25 protein-coding genes are annotated in these 19,501 nt (G+C 47.3%); 23 read left to right on the forward strand and 2 right to left on the reverse strand.

Going from position 1 to position 19,501, the window contains the following annotated elements:
• The first annotated feature begins 446 nt into the window (after positions 1-446).
• Both NSS79_RS15265 and NSS79_RS15270 read left to right on the forward strand, forming a co-directional pair.
• A complete protein-coding gene (locus tag NSS79_RS15265; protein WP_342439985.1) occupies positions 447-1,247 on the forward strand; it encodes a hypothetical protein in 801 nt (266 codons plus the stop codon).
• Positions 1,248-1,299: 52 nt separating this feature from the next.
• On the forward strand, positions 1,300-1,677 hold the full coding sequence (locus tag NSS79_RS15270) for a helix-turn-helix domain-containing protein (RefSeq protein ID WP_342439986.1): 378 nt from the start codon (positions 1,300-1,302) through the stop codon (positions 1,675-1,677).
• A 528-nt stretch (positions 1,678-2,205) separates the two neighbouring features.
• On the opposite strand, the gene NSS79_RS15275 is transcribed toward NSS79_RS15270, so the two are convergent.
• Both NSS79_RS15275 and NSS79_RS15280 read right to left on the reverse strand, forming a co-directional pair.
• The gene (locus NSS79_RS15275; RefSeq protein WP_342439987.1) at positions 2,206-3,501 is read right to left on the reverse strand and encodes a site-specific integrase; all 1,296 of its coding nucleotides are present in this window, start codon (positions 3,499-3,501) and stop codon (positions 2,206-2,208) included.
• 618 nt (positions 3,502-4,119) lie between these two features.
• On the reverse strand, positions 4,120-4,536 hold the full coding sequence (locus tag NSS79_RS15280; RefSeq protein ID WP_342439988.1) for a helix-turn-helix transcriptional regulator: 417 nt from the start codon (positions 4,534-4,536) through the stop codon (positions 4,120-4,122).
• A gap of 107 nt (positions 4,537-4,643) precedes the next feature.
• Here NSS79_RS15280 and NSS79_RS15285 point away from each other — a divergent pair, with 107 nt between their 5' ends.
• From NSS79_RS15285 to NSS79_RS15385, 21 genes are all read left to right on the forward strand, one after another.
• On the forward strand, positions 4,644-4,865 hold the full coding sequence (locus tag NSS79_RS15285) for a helix-turn-helix transcriptional regulator (protein ID WP_342439989.1): 222 nt from the start codon (positions 4,644-4,646) through the stop codon (positions 4,863-4,865).
• Positions 4,866-5,008: 143 nt separating this feature from the next.
• Positions 5,009-5,311, forward strand: a complete 303-nt coding sequence (locus NSS79_RS15290) for a helix-turn-helix domain-containing protein (protein WP_342439990.1) — start codon at positions 5,009-5,011, stop codon at positions 5,309-5,311.
• A gap of 170 nt (positions 5,312-5,481) precedes the next feature.
• A complete protein-coding gene (locus NSS79_RS15295; RefSeq protein ID WP_342439991.1) occupies positions 5,482-5,640 on the forward strand; it encodes a hypothetical protein in 159 nt (52 codons plus the stop codon).
• On the forward strand, positions 5,637-6,185 hold the full coding sequence (gene yyaC, locus NSS79_RS15300; protein ID WP_342439992.1) for a spore protease YyaC: 549 nt from the start codon (positions 5,637-5,639) through the stop codon (positions 6,183-6,185). Before NSS79_RS15295 ends, yyaC begins: the two co-directional genes overlap by 4 nt.
• On the forward strand, positions 6,178-6,396 hold the full coding sequence (locus NSS79_RS15305; protein ID WP_342439993.1) for a hypothetical protein: 219 nt from the start codon (positions 6,178-6,180) through the stop codon (positions 6,394-6,396). The genes yyaC and NSS79_RS15305 overlap by 8 nt, the downstream gene beginning before the upstream one ends.
• A 96-nt stretch (positions 6,397-6,492) precedes the next feature.
• Complete coding sequence (locus tag NSS79_RS15310; protein WP_342439994.1) at positions 6,493-6,894, forward strand: hypothetical protein; 402 nt, start codon at positions 6,493-6,495, stop codon at positions 6,892-6,894.
• Positions 6,891-8,072, forward strand: coding sequence for a DUF2800 domain-containing protein (locus tag NSS79_RS15315; RefSeq protein ID WP_342439995.1), 1,182 nt, complete (start codon positions 6,891-6,893; stop codon positions 8,070-8,072). Before NSS79_RS15310 ends, NSS79_RS15315 begins: the two co-directional genes overlap by 4 nt.
• Positions 8,073-8,114: 42 nt before the next feature.
• Positions 8,115-8,678 (forward strand): DUF2815 family protein, encoded by a 564-nt coding sequence (locus NSS79_RS15320; RefSeq protein WP_342439996.1) that lies wholly within the window; start codon positions 8,115-8,117, stop codon positions 8,676-8,678.
• Between the two features lie 64 nt (positions 8,679-8,742).
• Positions 8,743-9,120: a hypothetical protein gene (locus tag NSS79_RS15325; RefSeq protein ID WP_342439997.1), complete on the forward strand. Its 378-nt coding sequence runs from the start codon at positions 8,743-8,745 to the stop codon at positions 9,118-9,120.
• 105 nt (positions 9,121-9,225) lie between these two features.
• The gene (locus NSS79_RS15330) at positions 9,226-11,169 is read left to right on the forward strand and encodes a DNA polymerase (RefSeq protein ID WP_342439998.1); all 1,944 of its coding nucleotides are present in this window, start codon (positions 9,226-9,228) and stop codon (positions 11,167-11,169) included.
• 38 nt (positions 11,170-11,207) lie between these two features.
• On the forward strand, positions 11,208-11,852 hold the full coding sequence (locus NSS79_RS15335) for a hypothetical protein (RefSeq protein ID WP_342439999.1): 645 nt from the start codon (positions 11,208-11,210) through the stop codon (positions 11,850-11,852).
• Positions 11,853-11,973: 121 nt separating this feature from the next.
• Complete coding sequence (locus tag NSS79_RS15340; RefSeq protein ID WP_342440000.1) at positions 11,974-12,483, forward strand: hypothetical protein; 510 nt, start codon at positions 11,974-11,976, stop codon at positions 12,481-12,483.
• Between the two features lie 4 nt (positions 12,484-12,487).
• Complete coding sequence (locus NSS79_RS15345; protein WP_342440001.1) at positions 12,488-12,844, forward strand: hypothetical protein; 357 nt, start codon at positions 12,488-12,490, stop codon at positions 12,842-12,844.
• Positions 12,845-12,853: 9 nt separating this feature from the next.
• Positions 12,854-15,220 carry a virulence-associated E family protein gene (locus tag NSS79_RS15350; RefSeq protein WP_342440002.1) on the forward strand — a complete coding sequence of 789 codons (2,367 nt, stop codon included), beginning with the start codon at positions 12,854-12,856 and terminating at the stop codon, positions 15,218-15,220.
• A gap of 289 nt (positions 15,221-15,509) precedes the next feature.
• Positions 15,510-16,010: a VRR-NUC domain-containing protein gene (locus NSS79_RS15355; protein ID WP_342440003.1), complete on the forward strand. Its 501-nt coding sequence runs from the start codon at positions 15,510-15,512 to the stop codon at positions 16,008-16,010.
• Positions 16,000-17,382: a DEAD/DEAH box helicase gene (locus NSS79_RS15360; protein WP_342440004.1), complete on the forward strand. Its 1,383-nt coding sequence runs from the start codon at positions 16,000-16,002 to the stop codon at positions 17,380-17,382. The genes NSS79_RS15355 and NSS79_RS15360 overlap by 11 nt, the downstream gene beginning before the upstream one ends.
• 6 nt (positions 17,383-17,388) lie before the next feature.
• A complete protein-coding gene (locus NSS79_RS15365) occupies positions 17,389-17,859 on the forward strand; it encodes a sigma-70 family RNA polymerase sigma factor (protein WP_342440005.1) in 471 nt (156 codons plus the stop codon).
• 119 nt (positions 17,860-17,978) lie between these two features.
• Positions 17,979-18,230: a hypothetical protein gene (locus NSS79_RS15370; protein WP_342440006.1), complete on the forward strand. Its 252-nt coding sequence runs from the start codon at positions 17,979-17,981 to the stop codon at positions 18,228-18,230.
• Positions 18,217-18,489, forward strand: a complete 273-nt coding sequence (locus tag NSS79_RS15375) for a DUF2829 domain-containing protein (RefSeq protein WP_342440007.1) — start codon at positions 18,217-18,219, stop codon at positions 18,487-18,489. Before NSS79_RS15370 ends, NSS79_RS15375 begins: the two co-directional genes overlap by 14 nt.
• The gene (locus tag NSS79_RS15380) at positions 18,486-18,713 is read left to right on the forward strand and encodes a hypothetical protein (protein ID WP_342440008.1); all 228 of its coding nucleotides are present in this window, start codon (positions 18,486-18,488) and stop codon (positions 18,711-18,713) included. The genes NSS79_RS15375 and NSS79_RS15380 overlap by 4 nt, the downstream gene beginning before the upstream one ends.
• A 21-nt stretch (positions 18,714-18,734) precedes the next feature.
• Entirely contained in the window at positions 18,735-19,418 is a 684-nt protein-coding gene (locus NSS79_RS15385) for a terminase small subunit (protein WP_342440009.1), read from the forward strand.
• Positions 19,419-19,501: the final 83 nt, after the last annotated feature.

The following is a 19,501-nucleotide window of genomic DNA, read 5'->3' on the forward strand; positions in this document are numbered from 1 at the left end:
AGTCTCTTGAAAAAAGCAGGTTTTGAGGATTTTGGGTCCCTCTGACCTAAAAAAAAGAATGCGGGTGCGCGTGAGCCCGAAAACCGTGCAGATTTTATTTTTGGAAATCACTTTCACTTCCCTTGTAACTGAGACGTAACACGTACCCCGCTGAGGGCTTTCTCTGCTGCAGTTGGATAAAAATCACTTCAACTAAATGTTCACTAAAAACGGCCTTGATGTAATCTGAGAATTTATGCTCTAAATAGAGACGCAAAAAGGAAAGTGAGGGAACGAATAATGAGGAAAGGAGAAAATGAAGCTGAAGGGAGGGACTGCACATCCAGTTTCGTTTTCGGCGTATGACGATCTCATATATCAGGGGGCTGATTGTATAGAAAGACATTGTCGTAAGTTGTAATGATATGTAATATCAGTATTAACCTACATATGAAAGGATTGCTAGTATGCGACCAGAATTTGAGCAGATCTTAAAATCAGGATTATATCATAAGGAATCTATTCCTCATTCTAATGAAAGGGATGCAATGAACTTTTTATTGTACGAAGTTAAATATGATTGTTACTGTCCTAGGTGTGGGAAAGAAAGTGTATTTATGACGGAATCTCAGGTGAAACCAACAATTGGATCGACATATGACACACCTAGAATAGGTAATAAAACCTATAGTCTAGAATTTTACTGTTCACGTAATAGAGATCACCGTCTATTATTCTTTCTTAAAACTGAGTTCTCCTTAGATGGGAATATATATATAACAAAAATTGGTCAGTTTCCATCAACAGCTGATATTACAAATGAGGACACTAAGAAGTATGTGAAGGTACTGGGGAGAGAAAGGAGCAGAGAATTCAATAAAGCTATTGGGCTTGTTTCACACGGCGTGGGTATAGGATCTTTCGTGTATTTACGCCGGATATTTGAAAATCTAATTGAAGAAGCACATAACGAGGCCCAGGGTGAAACGGACTGGAATGAAGAAGAATATTTAAAAGCTAGGATGAATGAAAAAGTTGGATTATTAAAAAGCCATCTTCCTGAGTTTCTCGTTCAGCATAAATCCTTGTATTCTATCTTGAGCAAAGGGATTCATGAACTAAGTGAAGAAGAGTGTTTAGATATGTTCCCTATTGTAAGGAGTGGTATCGAATTAATACTTGATGAGAAAATAGAACAACTCGAGAAAGCTAAAAAAACTGCTGAAGCAAGAAAGTCAATCGAAGCTCTTAGTGGTAAATATAAATAACAAATCATTTAGTCGCTCTCGTAGCGACTTTTTCTTATTAGGGGATAATCTTATGATACAACATCAAATCAACCAAGTAGAACAACGAATCAAGAACTTACAACGTTCTATGAACGCCGAAATGGACTCGATGCTTAGCCAACTACAGCACCTCAAGGAGTTGGCAACAAATGCGAATCCTGAAGCATCAGTTAGAAGAGGACAGGTGAAGGAGCAATCAGTAAATATGGAAACCAGTGTATGGGAGCACATACCCGAAGTTCTTAAGGTAAAGGATGTTCAGGGGATATTGAAGATAGGGAGAAACCAAGCATACATGTTGGTGGAATCTGGACAGTTCCATTTCATTAGGATTGGGCGGAGATTGGTCGTGCCAAAGCAGGGTTTTATTGAATGGCTGGAGGGTAATACATCAAATAATAATGGATAGGTGGAATTTTATGTTACACAGAAAGCATAGAGGGAAGATAGTCACATGCTACGAATATGGAGTGTTATCGCCTGTTCAGAAGTTGGTTGAGCTCGATGAGGAGACGTGGGCATTTAAATCCAACACCAATGATGATTTAATGATGAATTATACATTGTTGCAGGCTCTGGATAGCCTTTCAGTAGAAGGCTGGGACCTAGTGATTCCGTATGAGCTAGGATTTATTCTCCGAAAACAAATTCGGAGGCATGTTCCAGAGGCTCATTTGTAGAAGGTGAAATTTGAGCGCATTAAATAAATCGGTGCCCAATCGGTGCCCGAAAAGTGCGGTGATCGATGAATCCATTTCAATGGATTGCGAAAAACCCTTATAAATAAAGGATTAATAAACAAAAATCGAGGCCCTATTTCTAGGGCCTCTTTCATGGGAGATGATAAGGAGTGGGGTCATACAACATCATATAATAGTGGATATCCTTGTTTTATAAGGGCTAATGAGTATTGATGTACGTACACTATCACACTGTATTACACAATATCTTTAACTTTGCCACCTTCGTTGCCACCTTCGGGGGCGTCAGAAGCACTTTTAGTAAACACATCATCATACACAGCTGCCGCAGCGACATCAGCGGATCGAATTACATGTCCATATACATCCATTGTGGTGCTTATCTTAGAATGCCCAATCCGTTCAGATATAATCTTTGCATGGATACCTCGATTTATTAATATGGTAACTGACGTGTGCCGAATATCATGAAATCTGATATAGCGGATTCCACATTTCTTAACAAATGATTTCCACTTGTCTGTTAAAGATTTTGGATAGATAGGCATCCCATTGGGGTGGCAGAATAAGAAGTTATAACTTTCGTCGACCCATATATCTGCATTGTCAGATCGCATTTTGTCCCAAAGAACTTTATAAGCCCTCAGCGCAATTACTACTGACAAAGGAATGGAGACTATTCTTTCAGAACTCTTATTTTTAGGACGCTTGATAACAGGCTTAGAATTCTTAAAAGTTGGTATCGAATAATAAATGGTTAATTGCATCTTATCAAGATTAATGCGGGGCCATTCCAGTCCGAGTAGTTCCGCTCTCCGCATCCCCATAGTGAATGCAAGAGTAATTAGAATCCTAAATAGCTCAGCCAATCCATTTTTAAAGGGCATTGCTATTTGCTCTAATGCTTTAAAAACTAAATTCGATTCTTCTTCGTCGTAGACATCTAGGAGTTTTGTCTTTGGATCTTTCGGCTTGGGAACGTCGTCCATAGGATTATATTTAATCCCATACCACTCACAAGCTTTTGAAAAAATACTCTGTAAAACGCGATACACGTACACCTTTGTTGCATCACCTACGTTTTTTTCTGGGTTCTTCACCTCTTTTAATTCCTGAATAAACTCAATAATCTCATAAGGAGTAATGTCATCATCAAGATATCTGTCTCCAAAATGTACTAGAATCCTTTTGTTAGTGTGATGAAGGTAGCTTATTTGTGTAGTCTCTTCCAGTTCCGTTTCAACAAAGTGTTTGATCCAACGTTCCACATGGCCTCGAAAGGTTCTTCTATCGTTAGGAGCCTCCGGAATCATTAAGGTTGGATTCTTTTCCAGTAACTCGGCAATATAAGGGATCAGTGCTTTTTCTGCGGCTCTTTTAGAAGTGAGCTGAGTCATTTTTGTTTTACGCTTTCTTATTCTCTTTTTGGTTGGTTTGCCGTTATCGTCTAATACAAATCCCTGCCCCTGTTTAGGTACAAGATCAACACAAAGCCGATACATCCCATTATTTCGTTTCTCAACCCAAGGCATGTGAATCCGCTCCCTTTAGATGTTAATTATTGTATTTAATTACCTCTATCCAATGTGGGCTATTATGCCAAAATTCGACAGCTTCTGATAAGTGGATCTGTTATATTAAGCATATGAATTATCAGTTATGTATGGGCATGGAGTGAAAGTAACATGTGTAGGGTACTTGACGCCGTGAGTAGCTAAGCTACTCTGAAGCTACCTCATATCCCAGTCAAACAGATCATCGACTAAACAATCTAGGTGATAAGCAAGCAAGACAGCCTTCTTCATGCTAATGTTTTCGAAACGAAGGTGGACATAATCCGATATCCTCTGTTTACGGATACCTGTCTTTTCAGCCAACCACTGTTGGTTTTTATCGATGCGTGCAAGAAGTTCGGGAATGTGGCAGCGTACGGGTACAGGTCCCATTGTACGTCACCCTTGTTTAATTATAGTTTATAATAGATTTACGAACAAGTGTTCCTATGTTATTATGATAAAACAATCTACCATGACTGGACGTGACACCTATGAATGACGAATTCATGGATATATGTTGCGAAATCGAAGAACTGAAAGACGAACAACCAGAAGATGTGTATGCCTATATACGGGAGGCGTACAACCGACAACTCAATCTTCAGCAACAATCCTGATCATTTTCTCAAGCATATCTTTCTTTTTTGGGTCAGTTAAGTCGATGTTATACTTCTCAACTAGCTCTTTAATCACCCCTTCAGACACACTCTTAGGGATTCGTTTCTGCAAGTCTTCTTCCAGTTCATCGTATACGGATTCATCTGTATAACCGTCCGCATACATTTCACTCGGCAGGGTAAGCACGCTCTCTTGATGTGGTCTGCCTAAGAGGAAATCTACGGTGATTTTGTGAAAGGCTGCAAGTTTGTCAAGCATCTCAATATCGGGATTAGAAATGCTTTGTTCCCAAGCGTTATATCTTGCTCGTTTGACTCCAAGTGCTTCGGCAACCTGTTCTTGTGTAAGACCTTTCTTATTTCTCAATGCGGCGATTCTCTGGCCCAACTTCATGTTTTACCAACCTTCCACTTTTATTAGGTAAGAATTTTATCAAAACGTATTGACGATAATATTATTATCAAATATAATGAAGACACAGCCAGGAGGTGATGGTTAACATGGCTAAAAGGCGGCAACAACTAATCGATTGTCGTGAGAAAATCGGTGATCGAAACCAGGTCGCTACTGAGTTGGATATTTCCGTTGTTTATCTTAGGATGATTGAAACGGGGGCTCTTAAACCCGGGCGCGACTTGATGATTCGCATATCCAACCGATTAGGAAAACCACTTGAATTTCTTTTTCCCGATTTGTTTACTGCCGAAGACAGGTCTGTTTAGTTATGCCCTTCATGATAAAAATATTATCTTTTACGATTATAGGCGATAAAAATATTATCGTCAATATCTTTGGCAACTATTTTTCTTTTTATTCCAATTGATAATATTTTTATCAATTTATAAGGCAAGAAGGAGCTGATCCTATGACAGCAAATGACTTAATTTCAGAAATTAAGGATCGAATAATTCAGGAGATCCTGCCTGTAGTGAAAGAAAGTGCAGATCTTCAATATGCTGACCGGATTAAACGTGCAACGTTGTCAACAGAGGAGGCAGCAGAATACCTCGGGATATCTAAGACTCTTCTTCACGATATGGCGAAGAACAAAGATATCCCTTGGTTCCCTGTAGGTGTTTCGGGTTCTCTGAAACCTCAAAGACGTTTTCGGTTAGCAGCACTGGACCGTTGGATGGACGAACAGGAACAGAAAAATTGTGTGAGGTGAGAAATTTGAACATTAACATTCAAGCCGAACTGGCTGCCGCAAAGCTTCACCTGGACCGCGCCATTGAAGCTTCTAGGCAAGCAGGGGAAGCCCGACACCTTGGAAAGCTCGGCGCAGCTCGGTAGAAATCGCTGAAACGCTGATTCGAATGAACAAGGAGGCTGGCACTGATGTCCAAGCAAGCCGAGTCAGCTGACCAGATGTTGAGACGCTTGGAGCTTCGCCGGAGACGGTGGCAAATCCAGAACGGTCGGCTGATCGTTGAAGAGCCGGAAGCGGTCGTCTGGTGGCTGGATCGGGAGATTGAGGAAATGGAGGCGGGCCGTTGAAAACACGTAAGGAGATTGAGGCCCTAAGCCGGCAGTTGGAAGAATTGCTTCCCACTGATGTATCCAAATTAGCATTCCTATGCATCGGTACAGATCGTTCAACAGGCGACTCCTTGGGTCCATTGGTCGGTCGGTATCTTAAGCGGCGCGGGGTTCCAAATGTAATAGGTACTCTTCATGATCCGTGTCACGCAGTAAATCTTCAAGAGTGTCTTGATTCCTTAAAGGATTTTTTCGTAGTTGCGATTGATTCGTGTCTTGGATATTCAACCAGTGTAGGCGAGATTCGAGTGAAGGATGAACCTCTTCGGCCTGGAGCTGGTGTGGGTAAGCGGCTCCCTGAGGCTGGCAATATTCATATGTTCGGTGTCGTGAATGTCGGCGGATTTATGGAATACCATGTGCTGCAGAGCACGCGTCTTTCCTTGGTTGATGATTTGGCCACAGCAATCGGCAGGGCGATCTGTTTAGCACTGAAACGCAAAAGGATATCAGCGCTTACTGAGGTCGCTAGTGGAATAGAAGGGAGGCAGGCCAGTGAGTAAAGTAACCGGTCCACTAGAAGTCATTGACTTCTGCAGCAATCCGAAATGTCAGGCTGAAATCTTTTTTGGCCAAAGAGTAGTAAAGCACGGCAAAGATCTGTATTGCGGTAACAATTGCTTATGCGAGGGTATCGGCGCTGTGGTGATCAAGGCAGACGACAACCTTGGAAGGGGTGATGCAAAACAACCTGAAAATGACCCAACGGATTAGGGCCCGTCAGGTCATCGGTTTAAAACAAAACAGTTAAGCACAGTTTATCACCGCTTCATTTGATTTTCAAATTTAATTTTACAGGAGGACTCATATATGTCAGTAGAAATCAAGATTTTCGGTGAAAACGCCAAGGAAGCTTTGCAGGAAATCGGAGGGTTGGCTGCTGCTTTGGTTGGTGCTTCCGCCCCTGTAGCTGATAAGCCTGCTAAAACCACCAAGACACAAAGCACGCCGAAACCCACTGAAACGAAGCAAGATGAGCCAGAGACTACGAAGACTGAACCGCAGCAAGAGGAAGATGGCTCCGGCAGCGCTGGTGACCTGGTAGAAGTCACCGTTGAAGATATCCGCGCCAAGGCCGCTGAAGTCGGTCAAGCAGGCAAGAAGGATGAAATCAAGGCTCTGCTCGGTGAATTCAAGGTCAAGACCATTAGCAGTGTGCCTGCTGAGAAGAGAGCTGAGTTCCTTGCCGCGCTGGAGGCGCTGGTGGAATGACGGCCAGTCACGCAAGTCGGGCGCATGCTAAATTGTCTGCCAGTGGCTCCAAGCGCTGGCTCTCCTGCACCCCGAGTGCGGAGCTTGAGTCCCAATTTGAAGAGAGCACTTCTGATTTCGCGGAAGAAGGTACGGCAGCACATGAGCTCTCTGAAATCTGGCTGAAATATCACTTGGCTCAAATCAAGCCTTGGGAGCATGGGAAGCTGTGGGAGAAGGCCAAAAAGGGAAAATACTACTCCCGCGAGATGGAAGATTACGTGCAGGGCTATGTCTCCATTGTCCTTGAGCGTGTGAATGAAGCCCGCAAGCGTTCGAAGGATGCGGCCGTACTGCTGGAACAGCGTCTGGATTTTAGCGCCTGGGTGCCGGATGGATTTGGGACGGGTGACGTTCTCATCATCGCGGATGACACTATGGAAGTGATTGACCTGAAGTATGGCAAGGGTGTGCCTGTCTCTGCGGAAGATAACAGCCAGATGCGTCTCTATGGATTGGGTGCGCTTGATGGTTACGGCTATCTCTATGATATCCAGAATGTCCGCATGACGATTGTACAGCCTCGCCTGGACAGTGTGTCTACTGAGGACCTGTTGTCTGCTAACTTATTGGCCTGGGGTGACGATTATGTAAAGCCCCGTGCAGACATGGCCGCAGCAGGTGAAGGTGAATTTGCTGCTGGAGATCACTGCCGATTCTGCCGGGCCCGTTCAACTTGCAGAAAACGTGCTGAAGAGAACCTGGAGCTGGCAAAGTACGAATTCCGTGACGGCGCTCTACTTTCACTTGACGAGGTAGGAGAAGTTCTCGGCCGGATCGATCAGCTACAGAAATGGGCTGAAGACATCAAGAAGCATGCGCTGGATCAAGCAGAGAAGCATGGCGTCCGCTACCCCGGTTGGAAGTTGGTTGAGGGGCGCAGTAACCGGATCTATTCGGACCGGGATGCTGTACAGGCTGCTCTGCTGGCAGGTGGATTTGTTGAAGACAAGATCCTGACGCCTCGGGAGCTGCTTGGCATCACAGCGATGGAGAAGGCCGTAGGCAAGAAGAAATTCGAGGAGCTTCTGGCCGAACTGGTCATCAAGCCTGCGGGCAAGCCAACGCTTGCGCCAGAAAAAGACCCACGGCCAGAGCTTTCATCGGCCGCATCCGCTGCGGCGGACTTCACTGACTAATTTCACTATATGAAAAATTCATAATAAGGGAGACATATGATCATGGCGACAACAAACAAGGATACAAAGGTAGTTACAGGAAAGGTGCGTTTCAGCTATTGCCACATTTTCAAACCGCAGGCTATGGAGGTCGGTCAGGATCCGAAATACAGCTTGTGCATCCTGATTCCGAAATCGGATAAGGAAACGCTGAAGAAGATCCAGGCAGCCATCAACGCTGCCATTGAAGCAGGTAAGAGCAAATGGGGCGGCAAGATTCCACCGAATCTCAAGAAGCCGCTGCGTGATGGGGATACGGAAAAGGATACGGACGATTATCCGGAATACGCGGGTCACTTCTTCATCAATGCAACCAGCAAGCAAAAGCCGGGTGTTATTGATCGGGATAAGCAGGAGGTGCTGGATTCCACGGAAGTGTACAGCGGGTGCTATGGGCGGGTCAGCTTGAACTTCTACGCCTTCGACACGAAGGGTAACAAGGGCGTTGCCGCTGGCCTGAACAATGTTCAGAAGATGGCGGACGGGGATTACCTTGGCGGCCGCAGCTCGGCAGAAGATGACTTTGACGATGATCTGGGTGGAGACAGTGACGACTGGATGAACTAATCAGCTTTGAAGGGGATGCCGCAAGGGTCCCCTTTTCTTAACCAAAAATTAGGGAGGAATTCGTATGTTAATTAATGCGCTGGTTAAAGCAGCACACGTGAATGCTATCAGAAAAGGTTGGTGGGATGAAGATAGAAGCTTCGGGGAGATCATTGCACTGATCCATTCGGAGGCATCAGAGGCGTTGGAGGACTATCGGAAAGGCAATCACCCGGGAAACGTTTGGTACGAGCGGAGGCTTCCTGAAGGGGGCATTCAGACTGTTTTGGAGATGGAACGCAGCACTGATAAGCCCTGTGGTATCCCGTCTGAACTGGCTGATATCGTAATTCGAGTGTTCGATGTTTGTGGGCGGTACGGAATCGATCTGGAAGAGGCTATCCAAGAAAAAATGACCTATAACACCACACGGCCGCAGCGGCACGGTGGGAAAGTGCTATGAAGTACTGGTTCCGTAGAAGAATCTGGAGAATGATGACTTGGATTAGACGGAAGCAGAAGATCCTGAAGCTCAAGATAGAGGAAATTGAACGGGAGGAGTGGGAGAATGACAGTTCTTCAGATAGATATTGAAACCTTCTCCAGTGTGGATATTACCAAATCAGGCGTTTACCCCTATGTAGAAGCCCCAGATTTTGAAGTGCTGCTGTTCGGCTACGCCTTTGACAATGAGCCGGTGGAAGTCATTGACCTTGTAGATTTCGAGGATATTCCTGATCGGGTGGTAGATGCTCTCTGGAATCCGGATATCATCAAGACGGCCTATAATGCCAACTTTGAACGGACGGCGCTTGCTAAGCACTTCGGTCAGCCGATGCCCGCCGAACAGTGGCGTTGTACTTCGGTTCTGGCGCTGACCATGGGCCTGCCGGGTACGCTGGATCAGGTTGCCAAGGTGCTGAAGCTGGAACAGCAGAAGGACGCCGCAGGCAAGGCGCTGATCAAATACTTCAGCGTTCCTTGCAAGCCCACTAAAGTCAACGGGCAGAGGTCACGGAATTATCCGCATCATGCGCCGGAGAAGTGGGCTGAATATAAGTCCTACTGCGGCCAGGACGTAGAGACCGAACGGGATGTGCGGAAAAAGCTTCTGAAATACGAGCCTTCCGAGTTTGAGCACAAGCTGTGGGCACTGGACCAGAAGATTAACGATAATGGAATCCGGATCGATCCGTTGCTGGTTGAACGGGCAATAGAGTGTGACGCAGACTTTCAGCGCCGGCGCACAGAAGAGGCAAAGGCTTTAACTGGTCTGGAGAATCCTAATAGCGTGGCTCAGCTTAAGACCTGGCTGGAGGAGCAGGAGGGCATCACCGTTGAGGGATTAACCAAAGACACGGTACCGGTACTACTGGAGCAAGTGAAGGGCGAAGACGCCCGGCGCATGTTGGAGCTGCGGCAGGAAATGTCCAAAACATCGGTCAAAAAGTATGAGGCCATGTCGCGGGGATTGTGTTCTGACAGCCGGGTACGGGGGCTGCTCCAGTTCTACGGGGCCAACCGTACCGGGCGCTGGGCAGGACGGTTGGTGCAGGTGCAGAACCTGCCGCAGAACAAGCTGAAGGATTTGGAACTTGCCCGTGATCTGCTACTCGCAGGTGAGTATGAGCTGCTGGAATTATTGTTCGATAGTGTGCCCGGTGTGCTGTCTCAGCTCATCCGGACAGCGTTCATTCCGCTGGAGGGTAACCGGTTCATTGTCTCTGACTTCTCGGCCATTGAGGCCCGCGTCATTGCTTGGCTGGCGGGTGAACAGTGGCGGATTGACGTATTCAACTCGCACGGCAAGATATATGAAGCTTCTGCTGCTCAAATGTTTCACCTGTCCATTGATGAGGTCACCAAAGAGCTGCGGCAAAAAGGAAAGATCGCTGAGCTGGCGTTAGGATACGGCGGCAGTGTGGGGGCTCTGGAAGCGATGGGCGCTCTGAAAATGGGATTGTCAGAGGATGAGCTTCCACCGCTGGTGAAGTCTTGGCGGACTGCCAATCCAATGATCACAAAACTGTGGTGGGATGTTGACGCCGCGGCAATGGCAGCGGTGAAGGACCGGAAACGGGTGAAGCTACAGTTTGGGATCTCATTCCTCTATGAACACGGATATCTCTTCCTTCAGCTTCCCTCTGGACGCCGTTTAACCTATGTGAACCCTGAGATCAAAGAAGGCAAGTTTGGCAAACCAGCTCTTACCTATGAGGGCGTTGACCAGACGAAGAAGACCTGGGGCCGCGTGGACACCTACGGGCCGAAACTGGTGGAAAACATTGTTCAGGCGATTGCCCGGGACTGCTTGGCTGAGAGCATGCTGCAGCTTGACGCGAGGGGCTATCAGCTCCGCATGCACGTTCATGATGAAGTGATTATTGATGAGTCAGAGGATCAGGATTCGCTGGGAGAGGTTACGGAGATCATGGGTAAGCCAATTATCTGGGCCCCAGGACTTCCACTCCGCGCAGATGGGTTCGAGACCACGTTCTATAGGAAGGATTAATTTATGAAAAATTCATATAAGCTTGGAGGCGAAATGATATGGAGCATGCCGAAATAATGCATTCTGCTTCGTTAGCACCCATTGATCGGTTTAACCAATACAAGAGGTACGCTTTTTTCGCATTAAGTCTTCTTTGGCCCAGTCAATCACGTCAGAAAGTCGTAGCCAAAAAAATAGGAATGGATTGTGAAGATTTGGATCAGGTTGCCTTGGCTGAGCTTTGGCGTTGTTGCCTGAATTTTAAGGGTGATAACGAAGCAGCGTTCAGGGGGTACGTGAAAAAGTCCATCAAATTTGCGTTACTTGATCTGGTGCGCCGTAACGGTTCCTTAATTAAATATAGTGATGATATCAAAGAACGTGCAGAGATTATTTATTTCGAAAAACCCGCCCCTGAAAATAATAGAGGCGGTGGGGAAATCGACTTGTATTCTTTAATCGACAGTGGGCGGAGCGTTGAAAATAAGGTCATTACGAAGATTACTCTTGAAGAGAAGCTTTCAGTACTAAAAGAAAAGGAGAAACAAATCATTATTTATAAGCTGGCGGGCTTACCGCGAAAAGAGATCGAATCAAGAGGGATGACTCTTCAAGTGCAAAACCATAACATTCGGACTGCCTATGAGAAGCTTGGAATTTCGCGTAAGGTCTACAATTACAAGTCGAAAGCGGTGCAAGCGTGATGCAGCTGGACCCATTTTTTCAAGATATCCCTTGGGACATTATCACGGATGACAGCGGAAAGGTGCTTGGAGAGGTCTTCTTGACTCTCCCGGCTCAGCCGCCAAGGAGGCGAAAAGGAAAATGTCATATAACTACTACATTACGCCAGGAGACTACGAGACCGCAGCGGCCAACGGGATTAAGCGAGAGACGCTGGAGCAGCGAGTGAGAGTCTACGGCTGGGAAATCGAACGCGCTACCACGCAGCCCTTACGGAAGCAGAAGAACCGTAAGACTTGGCGGGCGCTGGCGGATCAAAACGGAATTACGCCAGATGCCTTTTACCGGAGATTGAAAGTCGGCTGGGATCCTGCAAGGGCTGCAACAGAGCCCATGGTGAGTAAAGCGGAGTCCTTGATCAGGGCGCGGGAGTCTTACAGGAAGTATCCTCAGGAGTGGCTGGATTTGGCTGCGCAAAATGGTATTTCCTTGACACTATTCCGTGCACGGGTGCGGGTTTTTGGCTGGAGCTATGAAAAGGCAGCAACAGAGCCGAAGGTTCATGCTTCTGTTAGTGGACGGCACGGCAAGGAAGCTTTAATTAAACGGTATGGAAACATAAATGCGCTGTTGTTTCGGAAAAGGGGATGAGCTTATGAGGCCTCTTACTTTAGAAGAAAAGGCGCAGAGCCAAGCGGCGAAGAAACGGGCGAATAAAGCACTCACTGCTGATCGAGCAAAGCGCGGGTATACCATTCGGCTTTTGAAGGGCTCTCCGGTTATTGTCCGTTTGGATGGCAGGGAGATCAATTTAGACTATGAACTGCTGCGTGGAATGCTTCAGAGGCTGAAAGGTCGGCGAGTGAATATAAGTTCGACCTTGACCTATGTGATGATTATTCATTCGGATCCCTGGAGCCGCAACAAGGGCGAGATTGTGCTTAACCAGTTGCCGGATTACCAAAGAGAGCATTTAACGGACTTGCCTATTATCGAATTGAACTTAGATTGAGGTGGCACCATGCAGGAGTTAGACATCAGTTTCGGTAAAAACCGCAGTGACACCAATTGGAAGCCGGAGTTTTTGACCTGGTGTGACTTCGTGGAACGGCTGCAGAAGGTGCGGCGGACCGGGGAGTCCATGGCCGAATATGACCGGATGAGCAATGCGGAGAAAGGGAAGATCAAAGACGGCAAGGCCTTTGTCGGCGGTCTGGTCAAAGGTGGACGCCGGAAAAAGGAGAACGTGGAATCTCGCTGGCTGCTGACACTTGATGCAGACAACTCCGACGAGGATTTCCTGTTCAATGTGGATATGGCCTTCGGTTCCTCGGCTTATGCGGTGTACTCCACGCACAGCAGCCGCCAAGATAACCGGAAATACCGCGTTGTCGCTCCTGTGGATCGGGCCATGTCACCTGATGAACATGCAGCAGTCAGCCGGCGATTAGCGGATGAAATCGGACTGGATTACTTTGACCGGACTACATTTGATGTGCATCGCCTTATGTATCTGCCCAGCTGCAGCCGGGATGCGGAACCAGAGTTCTACAGCACAGAGGGTGCAGCGTTGTCAGTGGATAGTGTACTGGCGGAGTACGCTGACTGGCGGGACCCGATGGAGTGGCCCCGGCATCCGGACGATGTGAAGCACCTGGAAGCCCTCCGGAATAAGCTGGGTGATCCCACGGAGAAGCCAGGCGTGATCGGTTCCTTCTGCCAGGTGTACAGCATGACCGAAGGGCTGGAGAAGTTCCTGGCTGATGTATATGAGCCGACAGTCCATGAGGACCGTTACACCTTCACCGGGGGCACCTCTGTCGGTGGGATGCGCATTTATGATGACTGGTGGGCTTATTCGGAACACCAAAGTGACCCGGCCAATGACGGCCATTGTCATAATATTTTTGATCTAATCCGTATTCATAAATTTGGCGACCAGGATCAGGACGTAAAGGATAAGACGAATACCAACAAATTCCCGTCTTATCAGGCGATGCTGGAATTCGCTACAGCAGATCCTCAGGTGAAGAAGATGGTTTTTGACAGTGAATTCGGCGATATCGAAGAGGACCCCGGCACAGACAAGTCATGGAGAGAGAAGCTGAAAACTCACCCAAAGAACCCAAAGCTTATTCTTCCTACAGGCGGGAATGTGGAACTCATATTGAGTAATGGGGTTTTCAAAGACACACTTGCTTATGACGCTTTTGGGAACACAGAGGTGATTCGCAAGGATCTGCCGTGGCGTGAGAAGGAACGTCCTTACACTCCCTATGAGCCCTGGCTTGGTGCAGATGACAAGCGTATGCAACATTATTTCAACAAAACCTACAATATTAAGTCGGCTTCCGTTATTCAGAATGCCTTTACCGAGGTCACCCACGTAAACAAATTTCATCCTATCAAGGACTTTATTGAATCTGTGAAGTGGGACGGTGTAGAGCGTTTGGACACATTCTTCCATGACTATCTTGGGTGCCCCGATGAGTTGTATGAACGGGAAGCGACTAGGAAGATAATGATTGCTGCGTGTAAACGCTTGTATGAGCCCGGTTGTAAATTTGACGAAATGATTGTGCTTATAGGTCCGCAGGGCTCCCATAAAAGTAGCCTCTTATCAAGATTAGGGGGCCCTTGGTTCAGCGATAGTATTAAGAATCTGGACAATAAAGAAGCAGGGGAGCAGCTTCAGAAAGCCTGGATTGTAGAGCTAGGAGAACTGTCTGCACTAAAAAAGTCGGAATTGGAGGAAGTCAAAGCCTTTCTTTCTAAGACGGAGGATCGGTATAGAGTTGCTTATGACCGAGTGGTTTCCGAATTTCCGCGTAAATGCGTTTTTTTTGGAACAACTAATACCTTCGATTTTCTTCGAGACTCGACAGGCGGACGGCGGTTTTGGCCTATAGTTGTAGACCCCGCGGTGCGTAAGCTGAATCACTTTGACCACCTGACAGATGATGTGCTTCATCAGGTGTGGGCGGAGGCTTTGCTTGGATACCGAAAAGGTGAATCTATTCGTCTATCGGCAGCCGCTGAGGATATTGCCAAGGAGCGTCAAGAGAATCATATGGAGATAGACCCCCGTTTAGGGTTAATCGAAGAGTTCTTAGATGTTCCGATTACAGAAGACTGGATGGATAAAGACGAATATGAGCGGCGGAACTACTATGACCAGCCAACAGGGAAGACAGTTCGTACCCGTATAAGCGCCATAGAGATATGGACGGAGTGTCTCCGGGAAAGAGGGCGCATCCCTAATTGGGAATCACGGTCAATATTAGGTTTGTTGTCCAGAATTCCTGGCTGGAAGCCTTACCCCAATAACCGAGGACAGGCCAAAGTACCTGGGTACGGGCTGCAGAAAGTATTTGTCCGTGATGAGTAAGCAGAGAGCGAAAATACAGGTAAGCAGAGTAAGCAGATGATTTTTAGATCGGTAAGCAGAGGTAAGCAGAGTATAAGCAGATATAGTTATCCTTTGCTTACCTCAAAAACCCAGTAGTAGCAAGCGATTAGGGGAGCGAGTAAGCAGAGTAAGCAGATAATATCTAATAGAAGGAAATATATAAGATAGCATACAGAATTAGCGCGCGAAGCAAGCGCACACGTATGCTAACGCACGTTTTGCGTAGGTACGCGTGCGGGAATATAAATGCATACCGGGTGGTGAGAGAATGCAAGGTTACAAAGATTGGGTAGCGAGATGGCTGGACCAGCAATCAATCGGGGGGAGTCTCGCCCGCAGGATTCACACAGATAAAGATTTTCCTAACGGTGCTAATAAGCAGGAGTTGAAATTGCGTTTGAAGCAGCTAGCAGCTCCAGAAAATGAAATAATGATCTTTATGTCTTCCTGGAAGCTTTATACCACGGATCAAAACAAAAATGTCAGAGAGGCTAACCTTGAGAAGAGACTTGTTCGAGAGGTGGAATCCCGTGGGGGCATTTGCTGGAAGTTCGTTTCACCAGGCATGAACGGCGTACCTGATCGGATTATTCTAGTGCCAAGCGGTAGGACCTATTTCGTGGAGATGAAAGCCCCAGGTAAGAAAATGCGGCCGCTTCAGAGAAAACGGGCAACTGAACTACAAGACGTTGGTTTTCAAGTTTATTGCCTTGATTCAAACCAAGGGATACATGATTTCATCCAGGAGGTCTTCGGAGATGAAATTTAAACCGCACGGTTATCAAGAGTACGCCATACAGCACGTCATCAATGTTCCAGGTTCAGCGCTGTTTCTTGAAATGGGACTTGGCAAAACCGTAATCACCTTGACGGCGCTGGAAGCACTGAAGAATGATTACTTCGACGCTGACAAGATCCTGGTAATTGCACCTCTGCGAGTGGCAGACGATACATGGGCCCGGGAATCACAGAAGTGGGACCACTTGAAACATCTACGGATTAGCAAGATCCTGGGCACAGCTATACAGCGTAAAAAAGCTCTTGCTGCGGATGCCGATGTGTACGTCATCAATCGGGAGAATGTTCCCTGGCTGGTAGCCCAGACCGGAAACAGCTGGCCGTTTGACACTGTAGTAATTGACGAGCTGTCGAGTTTTAAGTCCAGTAAGTCACAGCGTTTCCGGGCTTTGCGGAGAGTACGGCCGCTTATGACCCGTGTCATCGGGTTAACCGGGACTCCAGCACCGAACGGCTTGGAGGATTTATGGGCCCAGATGTACCTGATCGACCAGGGAGAACGGCTGGGTAAAACCATTACCGGCTTCCGGGATCGATATCTGACTGCCGGACAACGGGATAAATCAAACCCCCATGTCGTGTATGACTGGAAGGCGAAGCCAGAAGCAGAGGACAACGTGTATAGCAAAATTTCTGATATCGCCGTGAGCATGAAGTCAGAAGACTGGCTGGATATGCCGGATCGGATCGACCGGGTTGTCCCGGTTAAGCTGACTAATAAGGCCAGAGACCAATACAAGCAGCTGGAGCGTGATTTGCTTCTTCCCTTTCTGGATGCAGATGTGGTTGCCAATACCGCTGCCGTGCTGAGTAATAAACTCCTGCAGCTGGCGAATGGGGCCGTGTATGACGAGGTGAAAGGCGTCCGAGAGATCCATGATGCGAAGCTGGACGCACTGGAAGATATCATTGAAGCCGCGAACGGTCATCCGGTTTTAGTATTTTACGCCTATAAGCATGACTTGGAACGGATCCAGAGGCGTTTTCCACAAACCCGCATGCTGGGCAAAGGTGCTGAAAGCGTCAAGGACATCGAAAGTTGGAATGCGGGTAAAACCCCGTTGCTGGCAGCACATCCTGCTTCTGCCGGACATGGACTCAACCTTCAGGACGGTGGGAATATTATCGTGTGGTTTGGATTGAATTGGAGTCTGGAGCTGTACCAGCAGGCCAACGCCCGACTGCATCGCCAAGGGCAGCAACGAAGCGTGATCATCCACCATCTGGTAACTGAGGGCACGATGGACGAGGATGTTATGTCCGCACTGGAAGGTAAAGCCGTTGATCAGGACGCCTTAATGGCAGCAGTCAAGGCTCGAATAGATAAAATAGCGAAGGAGTGAAGCACTATGAGCATTATCAAAGCAACATGGATAGAGACACTGATCAGTCAATATGCTTCTGAGACTCACGTCCTGGAGCGCTATCGCGATACGCTGGATCTGTCAGACCCAGTAGCAGCAGAGGAAGCCGAAACGGTTTCCGGCATGTTGGCGGACATGAGATATGCGTTAACCTGGATGCGCCGCGGCAGACGGCCAGGGAGCCGCAGAGGTGCAGAGAAAACGGACGTCTATCGGCAGCGTGAGATACTGGTTAAGCTAGCAGGAGCCGAAATGAATAGTGCTGAGAAGTTGCAAATGGTAGACGCCTTACTTCTTTTGTCAGATAGGGAGCGAACTTGTTTCCTGCTTTATCTGGCTCATGGCTTGACGTGTCAAGAGATTTCGAATAAACTGGGTATAGCATCAAGTACCGTGTATATGTATGTCACACGGGCAAAAGACAAGTTACGAGTCAATACCCCAAAGCACTTGTAGTAGTTTTGTAGTAATTCGTGTAGTAACTCATACAGTGCTATAAGTCTGTCAACCAACGAGTCCTCCATTGCGGAGGGCTCTTTTTTGCGTTCAAATACAAGTTTGAGAGGGTGATTTAGATGGCTAATGCAAATATTGTTGATCGGATTGGCAGCACAGTTACCATTTGGACAAAAGACGGGAATGCGGCTGAGAACAGGAAGCTTCACACCGTAGACGAATTCGGGATTGTTGTTTCCAACCAGCACGGCAAATTGATGTTTGTACCTTGGGTTCAAGTGAAGTATGTGGATTATCATGATGACAGTCTTGCGAAACAGGCTATTAGCTGCCAAACCTCAGGAGGTCCAACCAGTTATGTCAACGGATAATCGGATCGACTTTGGAGAAGCGATCAAGGCGCTGAAAACCGGAAAGAAGGTCGCCCGCGCAGGGTGGAACGGCAAGGGGATGTGGCTGCAATTATGCACACCGCATGAGCAAGTGGGATATCTAACTGTGATTGAGGGAGAAGGCAGATGGCTTCCGTTATCACCGCATATCCTGATGAAGACCGCGGATCATAAATTCGTTCCCTGGCTTGCGTCACAAACAGATGTACTGGCCGAGGACTGGGAGGTTGTCGAATGATTCCAACAGTAGGACGTATCGTTTATTACAAGTCGTACGGAACCCCTAACGGCGAATACAAACCTGAGGATCGCGCGGCTATCGTTACGGGTGTGGTGGATGACACGACAGTTCATTTGTGCGTTTTGAACCCGACGGGCTTATTCTTCAACCTGAGCGTAAAGCAGGGTAGTGAAGGCGGTCAATGGGATTGGATGCCGTATCAGAAGCAACAAGCGAAATAAACCTGAAAGGAGCTGCTTGTGATGGCCGCATTGAAGTCAGCCAAACAGAAGCTTTTTGTCAAAGAATTCCTGGTTGATCTTAACGCCACACAAGCAGCGATCCGAGCTGGCTACAGCGCTAAGACAGCCAATGAGCAAGGATCACGACTGTTAGCAAATGTTAATATCCAGGAGGCCATTCAGAAGGGCATGGACAAGCGAGCCGCCAAGGTTGAGGTTACCGCCGAAATGGTGCTTCAACACTGGCTGGATGTCGCTACAGCTGATCCTAATGAGATTATCCATCACCGGCGTGTTTGCTGTCGTCACTGCTTTGGTCACGACCATGAATACCAGTGGATTGATCACGAGGAGTACGAGCGCGCAGTGACGGCAGTAAAGGCTGCCACGAAGAAAGGCAAGACTCCAGTGCTACCTTCTGACTACGGTGGTTACGGATTCGATCCTATCATTCGACCCCATCCAAAGTGCCCACAATGCCATGGTGAAGGTCACGGTCAGCTTCACGCTGCTGACACAAGGGATCTCAGCCCGCAGGCTAAGAAGCTGTATGCCGGAGCCAAGTACACGGTAAACGGGCTGGAAATCAAGATGAATGATCAGGAACAGGCGTGGGATCGCATCGCCCGGCACCTTGGCATGTACAAGGATGAGCTGAAGCTGAAGGGCGAGCTAACTGTTAAAAAACTGGAAGATTTAATGTGATTATGCGGCGTTATTCATACCTAATCTTGCATAAAAAGAAGCGAATAATTGTATAACACGCATTAATATACAACGCATACAGA

The organism is Paenibacillus sp. FSL L8-0436, from assembly GCF_038593025.1.
Classification (GTDB): Bacteria; Bacillota; Bacilli; order Paenibacillales; family Paenibacillaceae; genus Paenibacillus_AQ.